Genomic DNA, 13,413 nt, shown 5'->3' on the forward strand with positions numbered 1-13,413 from the left:
CCGTTCAGACAGTGGCCAGCAACGTCGTGAACAGCAGGCGCAGGTGGCGGCGGCCGCGCTCCCAGCGGGCTTCCAGCTCCTCCTGGTCCTTCGTCGCCCAGCTCGCGATCAGGATGCCGCGCACGACGTCCATCGCGGTGTACACCGCGTGCAGGAACTCGTGGTGCGCCGCGTGCTCCGGCAGCAATGCCTTGCCGAACTCGACCAGGGCGGCCGCCGCGATCGGCTCGACCGCCGCCATCTGGCGCCGCAGGTCCGCGTCCGTGCGGGCGGCGACCCACAGCTCGACCGTCGCCGAGAACACCGGCCCCTGGTGCATCTCCCACATCAGCTGCAGCGCGTCGCCCACCGGGTCGTCGGACGCGCGGAGCCGGTCGAGCTCGGCCATCGCGACCTCGGTGCGCTTGGCCGCGAGGTGCCGGACCGCCGAGGTCACCAGGTCGGCCTTCGTCGGGAAGTGGTGCACCTGCGCGCCGCGCGTGACGCCGGCGCGGTCGGCCACCCGGGTCGTCGTCGTGCCCGCGTAGCCGTACTCGACGAGGCAGTCGATCGTCGCGTCGAGCAGCCGGACGCGCATCGCCGCGCTGCGTTCCTCCTGGGTGCGGCCGGTCGGTCCCCGTCGTGGCGCTGACATGCGCCTACTTTATGGGGCCACCGGCGCCGCCTCGGCCAGCCCCGCCACGACCCGCCCGATGAACCGGGTGAGGAACCGGCGGTAGAACCAGCCGGTGCCGGGAACCTTCGCCGTGAACGACGAGTGCCAGTGGATCTCCGTGCCGCCGTCCACGGGCGTGAGGTCGACGTAGGCGACGTAGTCCCGCAGCGGCAGGCCGTGGTCGAGCGCGTAGCCGAACCGGCGGCCGGGCTCGAGCGCGACGATCTCCTCGTACGAGCGGATTCCGCCGGTCCGGAACAGCCGGATCGCGCCGAGTCCCTCCGGCTCGTCCGTCCCCTCGCGGACCAGCTCGAACGACCCCAGCGGCGACCAGCGCGGCCAGCTCGCGCCGTCCCGCAGCAACGCGTACACGGTGTCGGCGCCGGCCGGGGTCACCGCGCGGACCGAGATTCTCTGTACCATTTGGTACGTGTACCATCTGGTACATGATCGACGCAAGCCCGCGCGCGAAGCTGCTCGACGCGGCGATCGACCGCATCGCCCACCACGGCGGCGCCGGGCAGAGCCTGCGCGCCCTGGCCGCGGACCTCGGCACCAGCCACCGCATGCTGATCTACCACTTCGGGTCGAAGGAAGGCCTGCTCACGGCGGTGGTGCGGGAGGTCGAGGCCCGCCAGCGGGCGGCGCTCGCCGACCTGGACCCGGCGGACTTCTGGCGCCGGCTCACCGATGCCGACCTGCGAGCCAACGAGAAGCTCTTCTTCCAGCTCTACGGCCAGGCCCTCGGCGGCACGCCCGGCACGACCGGGTTCCTGGAGGGCGTCATCGACGACTGGCTGGGCCCGGTCGAGGCGCTGCTCGCCGAGCGCGGGGTCCCCGAAGCCGACCGGCCCGCCCACGCCCGGCTGGGCCTCGCCGTGACGCGGGGCCTGCTGCTCGACCTGGTCACAACAGGCGACCGCGACGCGGTGAACGCGGCGATGGCGGCGTTCCTGGCGATGTACGAGCGCAGCACTTGACGCAAGGGTCACCGAGAACGGGAGCAAACGAGCACCCAGACCTCCCCCGCACCCCGATCCGAAGCCGTAGTCACAATCAAGCTTCGGGGTGCCGGAAACACCGGTCCTTACAAACCCCGAACACTAGGCGCACGCCGTCCGAACACCGTCCCGCGAAAGTCTTCCCCGCAAGCACGACACGAGGGAGACACGATGCGAGGAACCACCTGGACGCGGCTGGCGCTGGCGGGCGGCGCGAGCGCGGCCTGCCTGCTGGTGGCGGCGCCGCTGGCCTCGGCCCAGACCACGTCGCCGGCGCCGGTCGCGCCGATCACGCTCAGCCCCGAGGAGTCCCAGCAGGTCTGCGGCGACTGGGTGCCGAAGCTGCAGAAGAAGGCCGACAACCTCCAGAAGCGGATCAACGGCGGCCCGGAGGTGCCCGGCTCGGTCGCGAACCTGAAGGCGCGCGCCCAGGACCAGCGCGCCGCGGGGCACGAGGACCGCGCCAAGAAGCTCGACGACCGCGCCACCAAGCGGCAGGGCCGGATCGGCGAGCTGAACACAGCCAAGCAGAAGCTCGACGCGTTCGCGTCCGCGCACTGCAAGCCGGCCAAGTGAGGGCCGCGAGGGTCGCGGCGGCGGTCGGGGCCGCCGCGCTCATCGCGCTCGGCTGCTCGGCCTGCCGGGACAACCTGGTCGGCTCGCCGGACTCCGGGAGCGCGCCCGCGTCGTCCGAGCTGAGCGGCATCGAGTCGACGCTCAACGGCATCGAATCCGACATGAACAGCGATGGCTCACCCTGACCGGCTAGCGTCTCCCCGTCGATGACGGTGGAGACGGGAGCGGGTATGGGGTCACCGGGGCGCGGCCTCGTCCTCGTGGTCGAGGACGAGGCCGCGATCGCCGAACTGGCGGCGATGTACCTCAAGCGCGACGGCTTCGGCGTGCACGTCGAGGCCGACGGCGGCCGCGCGCTGGACGCCGTCCGGCGGCTCAAGCCGGTCGCGATCGTGCTCGACATCGGACTGTCCGGAATGGACGGTATCGAGATCTGCAAGGCGCTGCGCGCGGCCGGGGACTGGACGCCGGTGCTGTTCGTCACCGCCCGCGACGACGAGCTGGACCGGTTGCTGGGCCTGGAGATCGGCGCCGACGACTACCTGACCAAGCCGTTCAGCCCGCGCGAGCTGGCGGCCCGCGTCCGGACGGTGCTGCGCCGCGCTTCCGGGGCGACGCCGGCGTCGGAGACGTTCGCCGTCGGCGGCGCGCGCGTCGACCTCGCCAGCCGCCGGGCCTGGGCGGGCGACGCCGAGATCTCCCTGACGTCGACCGAGTTCGACCTCCTCACGCACCTGCTCCGGCACCCGGGGCAGGTGCTTTCGCGCGACCAGCTGCTGAGCGCCGTCTGGGGCTACGCCGCGGCGGCGGGCACGCGCACGGTCGACGTCCACGTGGCGCAGCTGCGGGCGAAACTCGGCCCGGCCAGTCCGATCAGGACGGTGCGGGGCATCGGCTACGCGGCGGACCCGGCGTGAGGGGCACGCTGGCCGGGCGGATCACGCTGGTGTGCCTGGCGGTGGCGGGGGTGGCCGTGATCGTCGCCGGCCTCGTCGCGGCCCGGCTGATCCGGACGACGGCGGACAACGTGCTGCAGTCGTCGCTGTCGGCGCAGGCCGACGTCGTCGCGACGCAGCTCGACGAGACCGGCATCGGCAACCGGCTGGGCGTGGGCAAGGTGGCCGATGTCCTGCGCGGGCAGGGCATTTCGGTGGTGGTCCGGCGCGCGGGCGGGCAGGCGCTCGGCGAGGCGGTCGCGGTGCAGGCCGCGACCAAGCTCGGGCTCGGCGCGAACCACTCGGGGCGCGTCACGGCCGGCGGCTCGCAGTACCTCGCCGAGACGCGGGTGGTCGGCACGCGCGGGGCGGCGTTCGCGCTGGTGCAGCCCGCTCGCAGCGCCGAGACGACGCAACGGGCGCTGGTGCGCAACATCGCGCTGGCCCTGGGAATCGGGCTGCTCGTGGCGGCGGTGGCGGGCTTCGTCTCCGGCCGCCTGCTGGGGCGCCCGCTGCGCCGGGCGGCCGCGGCGGCGGGGTCGTTGCGGGCGGGACGGCGGGACGTGCGGGTGCCGGTCCAGGGGCCGCGCGAGGTGGCGGAGGTGGCGGGGTCGTTGAACTCGCTGGCCGACGCGCTCGCGGTGAGCGAGGCGCGGCAGCGCGACTTCCTGCTGTCGGTGTCGCACGAGCTGCGGACGCCGTTGACCGCGGTGACCGGCTTCGCCGAGGCGATCGCCGACGGCGTCGCCTCGGGCGACGACGCCGTGCGCGCGGGGCAGACGATCCAGCGCGAGGCCTCGCGGCTGGAACGGCTGGTGACGGACCTGCTCGAGCTGGCGCGGCTGGGCGCCGACGAGTTCCGGCTGGACCCGGCCCCGGTGGATCTGGCCGCGCTGGTCCGCGACTGCGCGGAGGTGTGGCAGCTGCGGTGCGCGCGGGAGGACGTGGAACTGCGGGTTTCGGCGCCGTCCGGGCCGGTCCCGGTGGTGGCGGATCCCCGGCGGCTGCGGCAGGTGGTGGACGGGCTGGCGGAGAACGCGCTGCGGGTGACCCCGGCCGGCGCGCCGATGGTGTTCGCGCTTTCCACCGACGGGTCCTCGGCGGCGTTGTCGGTGCGCGACGGCGGGCCGGGGCTGGCACCGGAGGACTACCCGGTGGCGTTCGACCGGGGCGTGTTGAACAAGCGGTACCGCGACCGGCGGCCGGTGGGCTCGGGGATCGGGCTGGCGCTGGTGCACGGGCTGGTGACGCGGATGGGCGGGACGTTGACGGCCGGCCCGGCGCCGGAGGGCGGGGCGGCGTTCACGATGACGTTCCCGGCGGTCCGTCCGGCGCCAGCTGGGCCGCGCGGTCGGTGACGTCCAGCAGGGCCCAGTGCTCGACCACCCGGCCGTCGCGGACCCGGATCATGTCCATGCTGGTCACGGCGTAGCTGCGGCCGGTCGAGATCTGCGTTCCCGTGCTCGTGTAGCGGTTCACCGAGAACTCGCCGTCGGCGACGTTCTGCTCGACCCGTACGCCGATGTCGCGGAAGCCGGCGAAGATCCCGCCGTCGAGCATGGCCTCCCACTTCGCCCGCCACGCGTCGATGCCGTGGTGGTCGCCACCGGCACCGCCGCGGTGGTCGACGACCTCGGGGTCGATGTAGCGCAGACCCTCCGCGACGCTCTCGGCGGTGAACGGCGTCAACGCGATCAGCCTGCGGTGCACTTCGGCGGCGTCCATGCTCTCTCCTCAAGTGGGGAGTTCCCCGGTTAGCGTCCGGCTAAGGTAACCGGGGAACTCCCCGCTTGGCAAGGAGCGCGATGCCCGCACGAGCCCGCCGATCCGACGCCCGCGACAACCACGCGCTCCTGCTGGCCGCGGCGAAGGAGGTGTTCGCCGAGGACGGCCCGGACGCCCCGCTCGACCGCGTCGCCCGGCGGGCCGGCGTCGGGAACGCGACGATGTACCGGCACTTCCCCAGCCGTCGCGAGCTGGTCATCGCCGTGTACGCGAGCGAAGTCGAGTCGCTGACGAGCGCCGCGCGGCTCGACACGGCCGACCCGGGCGCCGAGCTGTTCACCTGGCTGACGGCGTTCGTCGAGCACGTCCGGGACAAGCGCGCTCTCGCGTGGTCGCTGACCACCCCGGCCGGCGACCACGAAACGCTGTTCGCCCAGTGGCACGCGGCGGTGAACGAGACGGCCGCGAACCTGGTGGACCGCGCCAAGGCGGCCGGAGCCGTCACCGGCGACACCGACGCCCTCGACCTCCTCCTGCTCGCCACCGGCATCGCCCTCGCCGGCGCGCCGGACCGCGCGGGCCGCCTCCTGGACCTGGTCCGCCGCGGGGTGTCGGCCCCGGGCGGGACGTAGGGTCGGACCATGGAGATGCTGCACCTGCGCTACTTCGTCGCGGTCGCCGAAGAACTGAACTTCTCCGCCGCCGCGCGGAAGCTGCACATGGCCGCCTCTCCCCTTTCCCAGCGGATCAAGGACCTGGAACACGAGCTCGGCCGGCAGCTCTTCGACCGCAGCACCCACCACGTCACCCTCACCGCCGCCGGGACCGCGTTGCTGCCGCTCGCGCGGGACGTCCTCGAACGGGTCGGCGCCATCCCGTGGAAGGTCCAGGAGGCGACGCGGCCGCAGCGCAGCACCGTCTTCCTCGGCATGCCCGCCGGCGTGCACCCCGACCTGCGGGACCGCGTCAACGCACTGGCCGGGCGCGTCCGGGACACCTACGAGCTCAAGCGGTGGCCCGGAACCACCGCCGACCTCGTCCAGGGCGTGCACGACGGCAAGCTCGCCCTCACCCTGGCCCGGCTGCCCGTCGGCGATCCGGCCCTGGAGCAGCTGCCCGTCATGTCGGAACGGCTCGGCGCGGTCGTGCCGGCCGAGCTCTTCGCCGGGCGGGATTCCGTCAGCCTCACCGAGCTCACCGGATTCCCGTACGTGGCCTCACCAGGGGAAATCACGCCCGCCTATTTCGACCAGCTCGACCACCACTTGGCCGAACTGGGCGTCAAGAAACGCATCCGGCTGACCAACACCGGCTACGGCGGGACGTCGGAAATCATTTCCAGCGGCGAGGCGTTCTCCATTTCCATGCTCGACGAGAAGAGTCCGATGCACGGCTACCGGCTCGACAACGTCATCGTGCTCCCCTTCACGGATTTCCACCCCCAGCTGGACACCGGCCTGCTCTGGCGCCGCGACCGCGCCGACGGCGACCTGCACGACCTCGTCGAAGCCGCGAAAGACGTCTTCGGCGACCCGATCACCACGTGAGAAATGGTATGACCGCCGCGGTCATACCATTGTTCGTATCATGATCATTCCCTTTCACGCCACTCGCGCCTACGTTCGTAAGTAGAGCGAAACTTCCCAGGCGCGAAAGGACGGAAAGATGACGACCGGACCGCTGGACGGCGTGCGCGTGATCGACCTCTCGACCGTGGTGATGGGCCCGTACGCGGCCCAGATCCTGGGCGACCTCGGCGCCGACGTGATCAAGATCGAGTCCCCCGCGGACACCGTCCGTGTCGGGCAGTACCGCACCACGCCGGGCATGACGGCGCTGAACCTCAACGTCAACCGCAACAAGCGCAGCGTCGCCCTCAACCTCAAGGACGAGACCGAGCGCGAACAGGCCCTCAAGCTGATCGACACCGCGGACGTGCTGATCACCAACATGCGCCCCGGCGCGCTGAGCCGCCTCGGCCTGAACTACGCCGACGTCGCCGAGCGCAACCCGCGCCTGGTCTACGCCCACGCGCAGGGCTTCCGCGCCGACTCGCCGCAGGCGGGCAACGCCGCCTACGACGAGACCGTGCAGGCCTCCTCCGGCCTGGTCGACGTCGCCCACCGCGCGCTCGGCGAGCCGGTCTACCTGCCGACGATCATCGGCGACAAGGTGTCGTCGCTGACCATCGCCTACAGCGTGCTCGCCGCGCTGGTCCACCGCGACCGGACCGGGCAGGGCCAGCAGATCGAGATCCCGATGACCGACACGCTGCTCGCGTTCAACCTGGTCGAACACCTCGCCGGCCATACCTACGAGCCGGCCGAAGGCCCCACCGGGTTCGCGCTGTCGATGACGAAGGGCCACGCCGCGGTCCGCACGAAGGACGGCCTCGCCTGCGTCATCCCCTACAACCCCAAGAACTTCCGCGACTTCTTCGCCGCCGCCGAGCGCCCCGACCTCGCGGAGGACCCGCGCGTCAACGGCGAGGCCATCGACCGCGCCGACAACGAGTGGCTGACCGAGCAGATCGCCGCCTGCGCCCCGGCGCTGACCACCGACGAGTGGGCCGAGGTCTGCGCGAAGCACAGCATCCCGATGGCGCCGGTGCTGGAGCTGGACAGGGCCCACGAGAACGCCTACGTCCGCGACGGCCACCTGCTCGACACCGTCGAGCACCCGAGCGAGGGCACCATCCGCACGGTCGGCATCCCGGTGAAGTTCTCCGCGACGCCCGGCTCGATCCGCCGCCTGGCCCCGCTGGCCGGTCAGGACACCGCCGAAGTCCTCGCGGAATTGAACTGAGAGAAGCAAGACCATGAGCGAAGTACGCACCGAACGGGTCGGCAGCACCCTGCTGATCACGATCGACCGGCCGCAGGCCCGCAACGCGGTCAACGCCGCCGTCGCGACGCAGCTGGCCGCCGCCCTCGACGAGCTGGAAGCCGATCCCACGCTGCGGGCGGGTGTCCTGACCGGCGCCGAGAACACCTTCAGCGCCGGCATGGACCTCAAGGCCGCGCTCAAGGGCGAGTCCCCGGAGATCCCGGGACGCGGGTTCGGCGGCCTGACCGAAGCCGAGCCGGCCAAGCCGCTCATCGCCGCCGTCGAAGGTTTCGCCATGGGCGGCGGGTTCGAACTGGCGCTGAGCTGCGACCTCATCGTCGCCGCCGAAGACGCCGAGTTCGGGCTTCCCGAAGTGAAGCGCGGCCTGATCGCCGCCGGTGGCGGTGTCATCCGGCTGCCGAAGCGGATCCCGCACCACCTGGCGATGGAGTTCCTGCTCACCGGCGAGCCCGTCACCGGCCGCCGCGCCGCCGAGCTGGGCCTGGTCAACCGCGTGACGCCGACCGGTGACGCCGCCGCCGTCGCGGTCGGTCTCGCCGAGAAGCTGGCGGAGAACGCGCCCCTCGCCCTCGCCGCCGTGAAGAAGATCGTGCGTGCCGCGGATCCCGCGGCCGCGCAGCGCGAAGAGATCAAAAAGCTGATGCAGTCCGCCGACGTCCGCGAAGGCATGACCGCCTTCGCCGAGCGCCGCGCTCCGAAGTGGACAGGCGAATGAAGATCGAAGAAGTCCGGCGGCACGTGACCACCCCGCTGACCGCCCCCGCGTTCGCGCCGGTCGTCCCGAGGTTCACCGACCGCGAGTACCTGAACATCGTCTACCGCACCGACGCCGACGCCCTGCGCGCCGTCGTGCCGGAGCCGCTGAAGGTCGAAGAACCATTGGTGCGCTTCGAAGTCATGAAGATGGGCGACGTCTCCGGCTACGGCCCGTACACCGAGTCCGGCCAGGCGATCGAGGTGAGCTTCGACGGCGAGCGCGGCGAGTACCTGCACGCGATGTACCTCGACAACTTCCCGGCGACCGCGTCCGGGCGCGAGGTCAGCGCGTACCCGAAGACCGTCGGGTCGCCGAACCTCTATGTCGACAACGGCGTTCTCGTCGGCACGCTGGACTACGGGACGCTCCGGGTGGCGACCGCGACCATGGGCTACAAGCACCACGAACTCGACGTCCGCGAAGCCGAGCGCCAGATCACCGTCCCGACCTTCATGCTCAAGACGATCCCCGGCTACGACGGCGCCCCGCGCGTCCAGGAGCTGGTCCGCACCGAGATCACCGACGTCGTGGTCAAGCAGGCCCACACCGGCCCCGCGCGGCTGCAGCTGTTCCAGCACGTCCTCGCGCCGCTGGCCGACCTGCCGGTGCTGGAGGTCGTCTCCGCGAGCCACATCCGCACCGACCTGACGCTCGCCCCGGTCAAGCCGGTCTTCGACTACTTGGAAGGAGCGCGATCATGAAGAACGCGGCAGTCATCGGCGCCGGCACCATCGGCCTGTCCTGGACGGCGTTGTTCGCCCACCACGGCCTGACCGTCCGGGTCACCGACCCCCGTCCCGACCTCGCCGACGCCGTCGCCGATGCCCTGGCGAAGTTCGCCCCGCACCTGGGCACGACCGCCGAGGACCTGGCGAGCCGGGTGCGCATCGCCGCCGACGTGACCGAAGCCGTGCGAGACGCGGATGTCGTGCAGGAGAACGGTCCCGAGAACGTCGAGTTCAAAAAGGACCTCTTCAAGCAGCTCGTCGCGGAAGCTCCGAAGCACGCGTTGTTGCTCAGCTCGTCGAGCGCCATCCCGTCCACGGCGTTCACCGAAGAGATCGACGGCACGCGTGTCCTCATCGGACACCCGTTCAACCCGCCGCACCTGATCCCGCTGGTCGAGGTCGTCCCCGGAGAACAGACCAGCGACGAGTCCGTGCGGGAAGCCGTCGAGTTCTACACCGCCCTCGGCCGGACCCCGGTCGTGGAGCGCAAGGAGATGCCCGGGTTCGTCGGCAACCGGCTGCAGAACGCGCTGAGCCGCGAGGCCATCTACCTCGTCGAGCAGGGGGTCGTGACACCGGAAGAGCTCGACAAGGTCATAACGAATTCGCTCGGGATCCGCTGGGCGACCGTCGGGCCGTTCCTCGGCTCGCACCTCGGTGGCGGCCCCGGCGGCTACCGGCACATGGCCGAGCACATCGGCAAGTCCATGAAGAAGATGTGGGCCGGCCTTGGCAACCCCAGCCAGAGCCCCGAAGAGCAGGAACGGCTCATCGAAGCCGTCGAAAAGGCTTACGGCTCCTCCACGTACTCGGATCTCGCCGAGACGCGCGACCGCAAGCAGCTCGCAGTGTTGACCGCAGTGGAGGAGAACTGACATGGAACCGCTCGAAGACAAGCTGACCGCCGACTTCTACGACTTCGAGGCGCTGCTGCCCGACGACGAGCGCAAGCTGCTGGTCAAGGCGCGCGAGTTCATGACCGATGACGTCAAGCCGCTGGTCAACGAGAACTGGGAAGCCGGCACCTTCCCGAAGGAACTGATCGGGATGTTCCGCGAGAGCGGCCTCGCCGGCCTGCCGTACGAGGGCTACGGCGAACACAAGCCCGCGGTCAGCCACCTGCTCACCGGCATGATGGCGATGGAGATGAGCCGCACCGACGCGTCCGTGGCGACGTTCTTCGGCGTCCACAACGGACTCGCGATGTACTCGATCTACAGTGGAGGGAGCCAGGAGCAGCGGGACCGCTGGCTGCCCGAGATGGCCGCGATGGACAAGATCGGCGCGTTCGCGATGACCGAACCGCTCGGTGGTTCGGACGTCGCGGGCGGCATGCGCACCACGGCCAAGCGCGACGGCGGCACCTGGGTGCTCAACGGCGCCAAGAAGTGGATCGGGAACGCGACCTTCGCCGACTACGTCGTGGTGTGGGCGCGGGACGTCGACGACAACCACGTCAAGGGCTTCGTCGTCGAAAAGGGCACGCCGGGCTTCGTGCCGGAGAAGATCCAGGGCAAGACCGCGTTCCGGATCGTCGAAAACGCCGAAATCACCCTCACCGACGTCCGCGTGCCGGAGGCGAACCGGCTGCAGGGCATCAACGGCTTCCGCGACGTCGCCGAGATCCTGCGCGCCACCCGCGGCGGCGTCGCGTGGCAGGCGCTGGGCGTGATGATCGGCGCCTACGAAGCCGCGCTCGCCTACGCCCGGGAGCGCAAGCAGTTCGGCCGGCCGATCGCGCGGTTCCAGCTGGTGCAGGACCTGCTCGTGAAGAGCCTCGGCAACATCACGGCGTCGTGGGGCATGCTCGTGCAGCTCGCCCGCCTGCAGGACGCGGGCATCTTCAAGGACGAGCAGTCGTCGCTGGCGAAGGCGTTCGTCACCTCGCGGATGCGGGAGGCCGTCGCCTGGAGCCGGGAGATCTTCGGCGGCAACGGCATCGTGCTCGAATACGACGTCGCGCGGTTCTTCGCCGACGCCGAGGCGATCTACTCGTTCGAAGGCACGCGGGAGATGAACACCCTGATCGTCGGCAAGGCGATCACCGGGCAGAGCGCTTTCGTGTGAGCCTCTAGTCGACGCAGCCGGCGGCCGCACTGGTCGCCGGCTGCTTGCTGTCCGTGGTCCTGGTGGTGGTCGCGGCCACCGGCTTGACGCCGCCGCCGGTGTCGTCACCCGAGGCCTGGACCGCCGGCGTGCTGATCGCCGTCCGGACGAACTGCTGGACCTGCGCCGGGTCGACCTTCACCGCGTCGCCGTCGGACGGCGTCGCCAGCGAGAGGCTCTGCACCGGGATGGTGGCGAAGGCGATCGCACCGGAGCTCATGCCGCGCAGCTGCTGCGCGAAGCTCAGCACGTCCCAGCCCTTGTCGAGCACGACGGCCCCTTGCACGGCGCTGACCAGCGCGTTCAGCTTCGACACGTCGGTGAACGTGCCCGCGCTGAGGACCTTCTTGGCCATCCCGGACAGGAACGCCTGCTGCCGCGCGATGCGGTCGAGGTCGCCGTTGGCCAGGCCGTGGCGCTGCCGCACGAACGCGAGCGCCTGCGCACCGGAAAGCGTTTGCGGGCCGGCCGCGAAGTCCGCGCCGGAGTAGCTGTCGTGCACTGGCTCCTTGAGACAGACCTCGACGCCGCCGACGGCCTGCGACAGCGCGTCGAAACCGGCGAGGTTGATGGCCGCGTAGTGGTTGATCGTCAACCCGGTGAACTTCTGCACGGTCTGGATCGCGGTCTTCGCGCCGGCCTCGTTCGCCGCCACCTCCAGCTGCGCGCCGGACAGGCCCTGGGCGCGCAATCCGGACATCGCGGCGTTCTTGCCGCGGCTGTAGGCGGAGTTGATCTTGTGCTTGCCGTAGCCGCCCGCGATGTCCACATAGGAGTCGCGCGGGATCGAGATCGCGGTGGCCGCGGCGCCGCCGGCCGGGATGTGGACGACGATCATCGTGTCGGTGGTGTCACCGCCGTCGTCGCCGCTGCCGGCGTGGAGCGTGTCGAGCACGTTCTGGGGCAGCGGGTTGCCGTAGGCGTCGGTGCGCGCGTCGATCCCGACGAGCAGGATGTTCTGGGCGACCTTGAGCGGTTCGCCGGGAATGGTGTCCTCTTCGTCCACCTGCGCCGAGGGCGGGATGACGTCGGCGGTGACGAGGCCGTGGTCCAGCTTGCTCAGCTGCGACCAGGCGTACCCGGTGGCGCCGAGCACGAGCGCCGACACGACGCCGAGCGCGACCCGCCCGCCGATGCGACGCCCCCGGGACGACAGCAGCACGACACTTCCCCTTGCTTCCCTCTGGTGGATCCCCTCCTTCGAGGATCACCGCGTTAGCTGGGAATCAGCTGAGAAAGTTGTCGAAAACCTGTGACGCTAGCCGAACGGCCGAGCCGTTCGCCGGGTTTCGCGACGCACTGTGCCGGACTGCGTACGCGCGAGTGCTGTGGTCGCGGCCACAGTGGCGTCAGCGCGGCATCCGGCGCCAGAGCGCGCGCGGCAGCAAGCGCATTCCGAAGAAGACCGGACGGAGCACCCCGGGCACCCAGACGACCCCGCGCCGCTTCCGCAGCGCGGCGACGGTCGCGTCGGCGACCTGGTCCGGTGTACTGGAGAACGGCGCCGGGCTCATGCCCTCGGTCATCCGCCCGATGACGAAGCCGGGCCGGACGAGGAGCAGGTGGACCCCTGAGCCGTGGAGGGCGTCGGCGAGGCCGCTCGCGAAGCCGTCCAGGCCCGCCTTCGCGGAGCCGTAGACGTAGTTGGCGCGCCGCACGCGGATCCCGGCGACGGAGGAGAACACGACGAGACTGCCGTGGCCCTGGGCGCGCAGCAGGTTCGCGGCGTGGGTGAGGACGCCGACCTGGGCGACGTAGTCGGTGTGCACGATCGCGGCGGCGTGGGCGGCGTCTTCTTCGGCGCGGGCCTGGTCGCCGAGGATGCCGAACGCGAGCACGACGACGTCGAGCGGCCCGTGCTCGGCGGCGACCTTCTCCAGGAAGGGGCCGTGGGCGGCGAGGTCGTCGGCGTCGAAGTCGACGGTTTCGGCTTTCCCGAGTGCCGCGACGGCGGCGGTGAGGTCCGTGCCGGGACGGGCGGCGAGGACGACCTTGTCGTGGTCGCCGGCCAGGCGTCGCGCCACGGCCAGGCCGATTTCGCTGCGGCCGCCGAGGACCAGGACTGTTCCGCTCACGGAGGCAG

17 protein-coding genes are annotated in these 13,413 nt (G+C 71.2%); 12 read left to right on the plus strand and 5 right to left on the minus strand.

Annotated features, from left to right (window positions below; translation table 11 throughout):
* Positions 1-4 precede the first annotated feature (4 nt).
* Both ACWEVP_RS24600 and ACWEVP_RS24605 read right to left on the minus strand, forming a co-directional pair.
* Positions 5-577: a TetR/AcrR family transcriptional regulator gene (locus ACWEVP_RS24600; protein WP_452064983.1), complete on the minus strand. Its 573-nt coding sequence runs from the start codon at positions 575-577 to the stop codon at positions 5-7.
* 66 nt (positions 578-643) lie between these two features.
* The gene (locus tag ACWEVP_RS24605) at positions 644-1,078 is read right to left on the minus strand and encodes an SRPBCC family protein (protein ID WP_452064901.1); all 435 of its coding nucleotides are present in this window, start codon (positions 1,076-1,078) and stop codon (positions 644-646) included.
* 23 nt (positions 1,079-1,101) lie between these two features.
* Between ACWEVP_RS24605 and ACWEVP_RS24610 the strand changes: the two genes are divergently transcribed.
* From ACWEVP_RS24610 to ACWEVP_RS24630, 5 genes are all read left to right on the plus strand, one after another.
* Complete coding sequence (locus ACWEVP_RS24610) at positions 1,102-1,635, plus strand: TetR/AcrR family transcriptional regulator (RefSeq protein ID WP_452064902.1); 534 nt, start codon at positions 1,102-1,104, stop codon at positions 1,633-1,635.
* Positions 1,636-1,827: 192 nt separating this feature from the next.
* On the plus strand, positions 1,828-2,232 hold the full coding sequence (locus ACWEVP_RS24615) for a hypothetical protein (RefSeq protein WP_452064903.1): 405 nt from the start codon (positions 1,828-1,830) through the stop codon (positions 2,230-2,232).
* Positions 2,229-2,417, plus strand: a complete 189-nt coding sequence (locus tag ACWEVP_RS24620) for a hypothetical protein (protein WP_452064904.1) — start codon at positions 2,229-2,231, stop codon at positions 2,415-2,417. The genes ACWEVP_RS24615 and ACWEVP_RS24620 overlap by 4 nt, the downstream gene beginning before the upstream one ends.
* A 45-nt stretch (positions 2,418-2,462) precedes the next feature.
* A complete protein-coding gene (locus ACWEVP_RS24625) occupies positions 2,463-3,149 on the plus strand; it encodes a response regulator (RefSeq protein ID WP_452064905.1) in 687 nt (228 codons plus the stop codon).
* Positions 3,146-4,525: a sensor histidine kinase gene (locus ACWEVP_RS24630; protein ID WP_452064906.1), complete on the plus strand. Its 1,380-nt coding sequence runs from the start codon at positions 3,146-3,148 to the stop codon at positions 4,523-4,525. Before ACWEVP_RS24625 ends, ACWEVP_RS24630 begins: the two co-directional genes overlap by 4 nt.
* On the opposite strand, the gene ACWEVP_RS24635 is transcribed toward ACWEVP_RS24630, so the two are convergent.
* Entirely contained in the window at positions 4,470-4,892 is a 423-nt protein-coding gene (locus tag ACWEVP_RS24635) for an ester cyclase (protein ID WP_452064907.1), read from the minus strand. The genes ACWEVP_RS24630 and ACWEVP_RS24635 overlap by 56 nt on opposite strands.
* An 80-nt stretch (positions 4,893-4,972) precedes the next feature.
* Here ACWEVP_RS24635 and ACWEVP_RS24640 point away from each other — a divergent pair, with 80 nt between their 5' ends.
* The 7 genes from ACWEVP_RS24640 to ACWEVP_RS24670 all read left to right on the plus strand — a co-directional run bounded on the left by ACWEVP_RS24640 (position 4,973) and on the right by ACWEVP_RS24670 (position 11,291).
* Entirely contained in the window at positions 4,973-5,524 is a 552-nt protein-coding gene (locus ACWEVP_RS24640; RefSeq protein WP_452064908.1) for a TetR/AcrR family transcriptional regulator, read from the plus strand.
* 9 nt (positions 5,525-5,533) lie between these two features.
* Positions 5,534-6,439, plus strand: coding sequence for a LysR family transcriptional regulator (locus ACWEVP_RS24645; protein ID WP_452064909.1), 906 nt, complete (start codon positions 5,534-5,536; stop codon positions 6,437-6,439).
* A 118-nt stretch (positions 6,440-6,557) separates the two neighbouring features.
* On the plus strand, positions 6,558-7,697 hold the full coding sequence (locus ACWEVP_RS24650) for a CaiB/BaiF CoA transferase family protein (protein WP_452064910.1): 1,140 nt from the start codon (positions 6,558-6,560) through the stop codon (positions 7,695-7,697).
* Positions 7,698-7,710: 13 nt separating this feature from the next.
* Positions 7,711-8,454 carry a crotonase/enoyl-CoA hydratase family protein gene (locus tag ACWEVP_RS24655; protein WP_452064911.1) on the plus strand — a complete coding sequence of 248 codons (744 nt, stop codon included), beginning with the start codon at positions 7,711-7,713 and terminating at the stop codon, positions 8,452-8,454.
* Entirely contained in the window at positions 8,451-9,197 is a 747-nt protein-coding gene (locus ACWEVP_RS24660; protein WP_452064912.1) for an acetoacetate decarboxylase, read from the plus strand. Before ACWEVP_RS24655 ends, ACWEVP_RS24660 begins: the two co-directional genes overlap by 4 nt.
* Positions 9,194-10,099 carry a 3-hydroxyacyl-CoA dehydrogenase NAD-binding domain-containing protein gene (locus tag ACWEVP_RS24665; RefSeq protein WP_452064913.1) on the plus strand — a complete coding sequence of 302 codons (906 nt, stop codon included), beginning with the start codon at positions 9,194-9,196 and terminating at the stop codon, positions 10,097-10,099. Before ACWEVP_RS24660 ends, ACWEVP_RS24665 begins: the two co-directional genes overlap by 4 nt.
* A gap of 1 nt (position 10,100) precedes the next feature.
* The gene (locus ACWEVP_RS24670) at positions 10,101-11,291 is read left to right on the plus strand and encodes an acyl-CoA dehydrogenase family protein (RefSeq protein ID WP_452064914.1); all 1,191 of its coding nucleotides are present in this window, start codon (positions 10,101-10,103) and stop codon (positions 11,289-11,291) included.
* Positions 11,292-11,295: 4 nt separating this feature from the next.
* On the opposite strand, the gene ACWEVP_RS24675 is transcribed toward ACWEVP_RS24670, so the two are convergent.
* The gene (locus tag ACWEVP_RS24675; protein WP_452064915.1) at positions 11,296-12,492 is read right to left on the minus strand and encodes an LCP family protein; all 1,197 of its coding nucleotides are present in this window, start codon (positions 12,490-12,492) and stop codon (positions 11,296-11,298) included.
* Positions 12,493-12,679: 187 nt separating this feature from the next.
* Positions 12,680-13,405, minus strand: coding sequence for an SDR family NAD(P)-dependent oxidoreductase (locus ACWEVP_RS24680; RefSeq protein WP_452064916.1), 726 nt, complete (start codon positions 13,403-13,405; stop codon positions 12,680-12,682).
* Positions 13,406-13,413: the final 8 nt, after the last annotated feature.

The organism is Amycolatopsis sp. NPDC003865 (assembly GCF_053605345.1).

What these genes read in the sequence shown, in the direction of transcription:
- ACWEVP_RS24600 (WP_452064983.1), bottom strand. Translation starts at nt 577, where the DNA reads ATGCGCGTCCGGCTGCTCGACGCGACGATCGACTGCCTCGTCGAGTAC.
- ACWEVP_RS24605 (WP_452064901.1), bottom strand. Translation starts at nt 1,078, where the DNA reads ATGGTACAGAGAATCTCGGTCCGCGCGGTGACCCCGGCCGGCGCCGAC.
- ACWEVP_RS24610 (WP_452064902.1), top strand. Translation starts at nt 1,102, where the DNA reads ATGATCGACGCAAGCCCGCGCGCGAAGCTGCTCGACGCGGCGATCGAC.
- ACWEVP_RS24615 (WP_452064903.1), top strand. Translation starts at nt 1,828, where the DNA reads ATGCGAGGAACCACCTGGACGCGGCTGGCGCTGGCGGGCGGCGCGAGC.
- ACWEVP_RS24625 (WP_452064905.1), top strand. Translation starts at nt 2,463, where the DNA reads ATGGGGTCACCGGGGCGCGGCCTCGTCCTCGTGGTCGAGGACGAGGCC.
- ACWEVP_RS24635 (WP_452064907.1), bottom strand. Translation starts at nt 4,892, where the DNA reads ATGGACGCCGCCGAAGTGCACCGCAGGCTGATCGCGTTGACGCCGTTC.
- ACWEVP_RS24640 (WP_452064908.1), top strand. Translation starts at nt 4,973, where the DNA reads ATGCCCGCACGAGCCCGCCGATCCGACGCCCGCGACAACCACGCGCTC.
- ACWEVP_RS24645 (WP_452064909.1), top strand. Translation starts at nt 5,534, where the DNA reads ATGGAGATGCTGCACCTGCGCTACTTCGTCGCGGTCGCCGAAGAACTG.
- ACWEVP_RS24650 (WP_452064910.1), top strand. Translation starts at nt 6,558, where the DNA reads ATGACGACCGGACCGCTGGACGGCGTGCGCGTGATCGACCTCTCGACC.
- ACWEVP_RS24655 (WP_452064911.1), top strand. Translation starts at nt 7,711, where the DNA reads ATGAGCGAAGTACGCACCGAACGGGTCGGCAGCACCCTGCTGATCACG.
- ACWEVP_RS24660 (WP_452064912.1), top strand. Translation starts at nt 8,451, where the DNA reads ATGAAGATCGAAGAAGTCCGGCGGCACGTGACCACCCCGCTGACCGCC.
- ACWEVP_RS24665 (WP_452064913.1), top strand. Translation starts at nt 9,194, where the DNA reads ATGAAGAACGCGGCAGTCATCGGCGCCGGCACCATCGGCCTGTCCTGG.
- ACWEVP_RS24670 (WP_452064914.1), top strand. Translation starts at nt 10,101, where the DNA reads ATGGAACCGCTCGAAGACAAGCTGACCGCCGACTTCTACGACTTCGAG.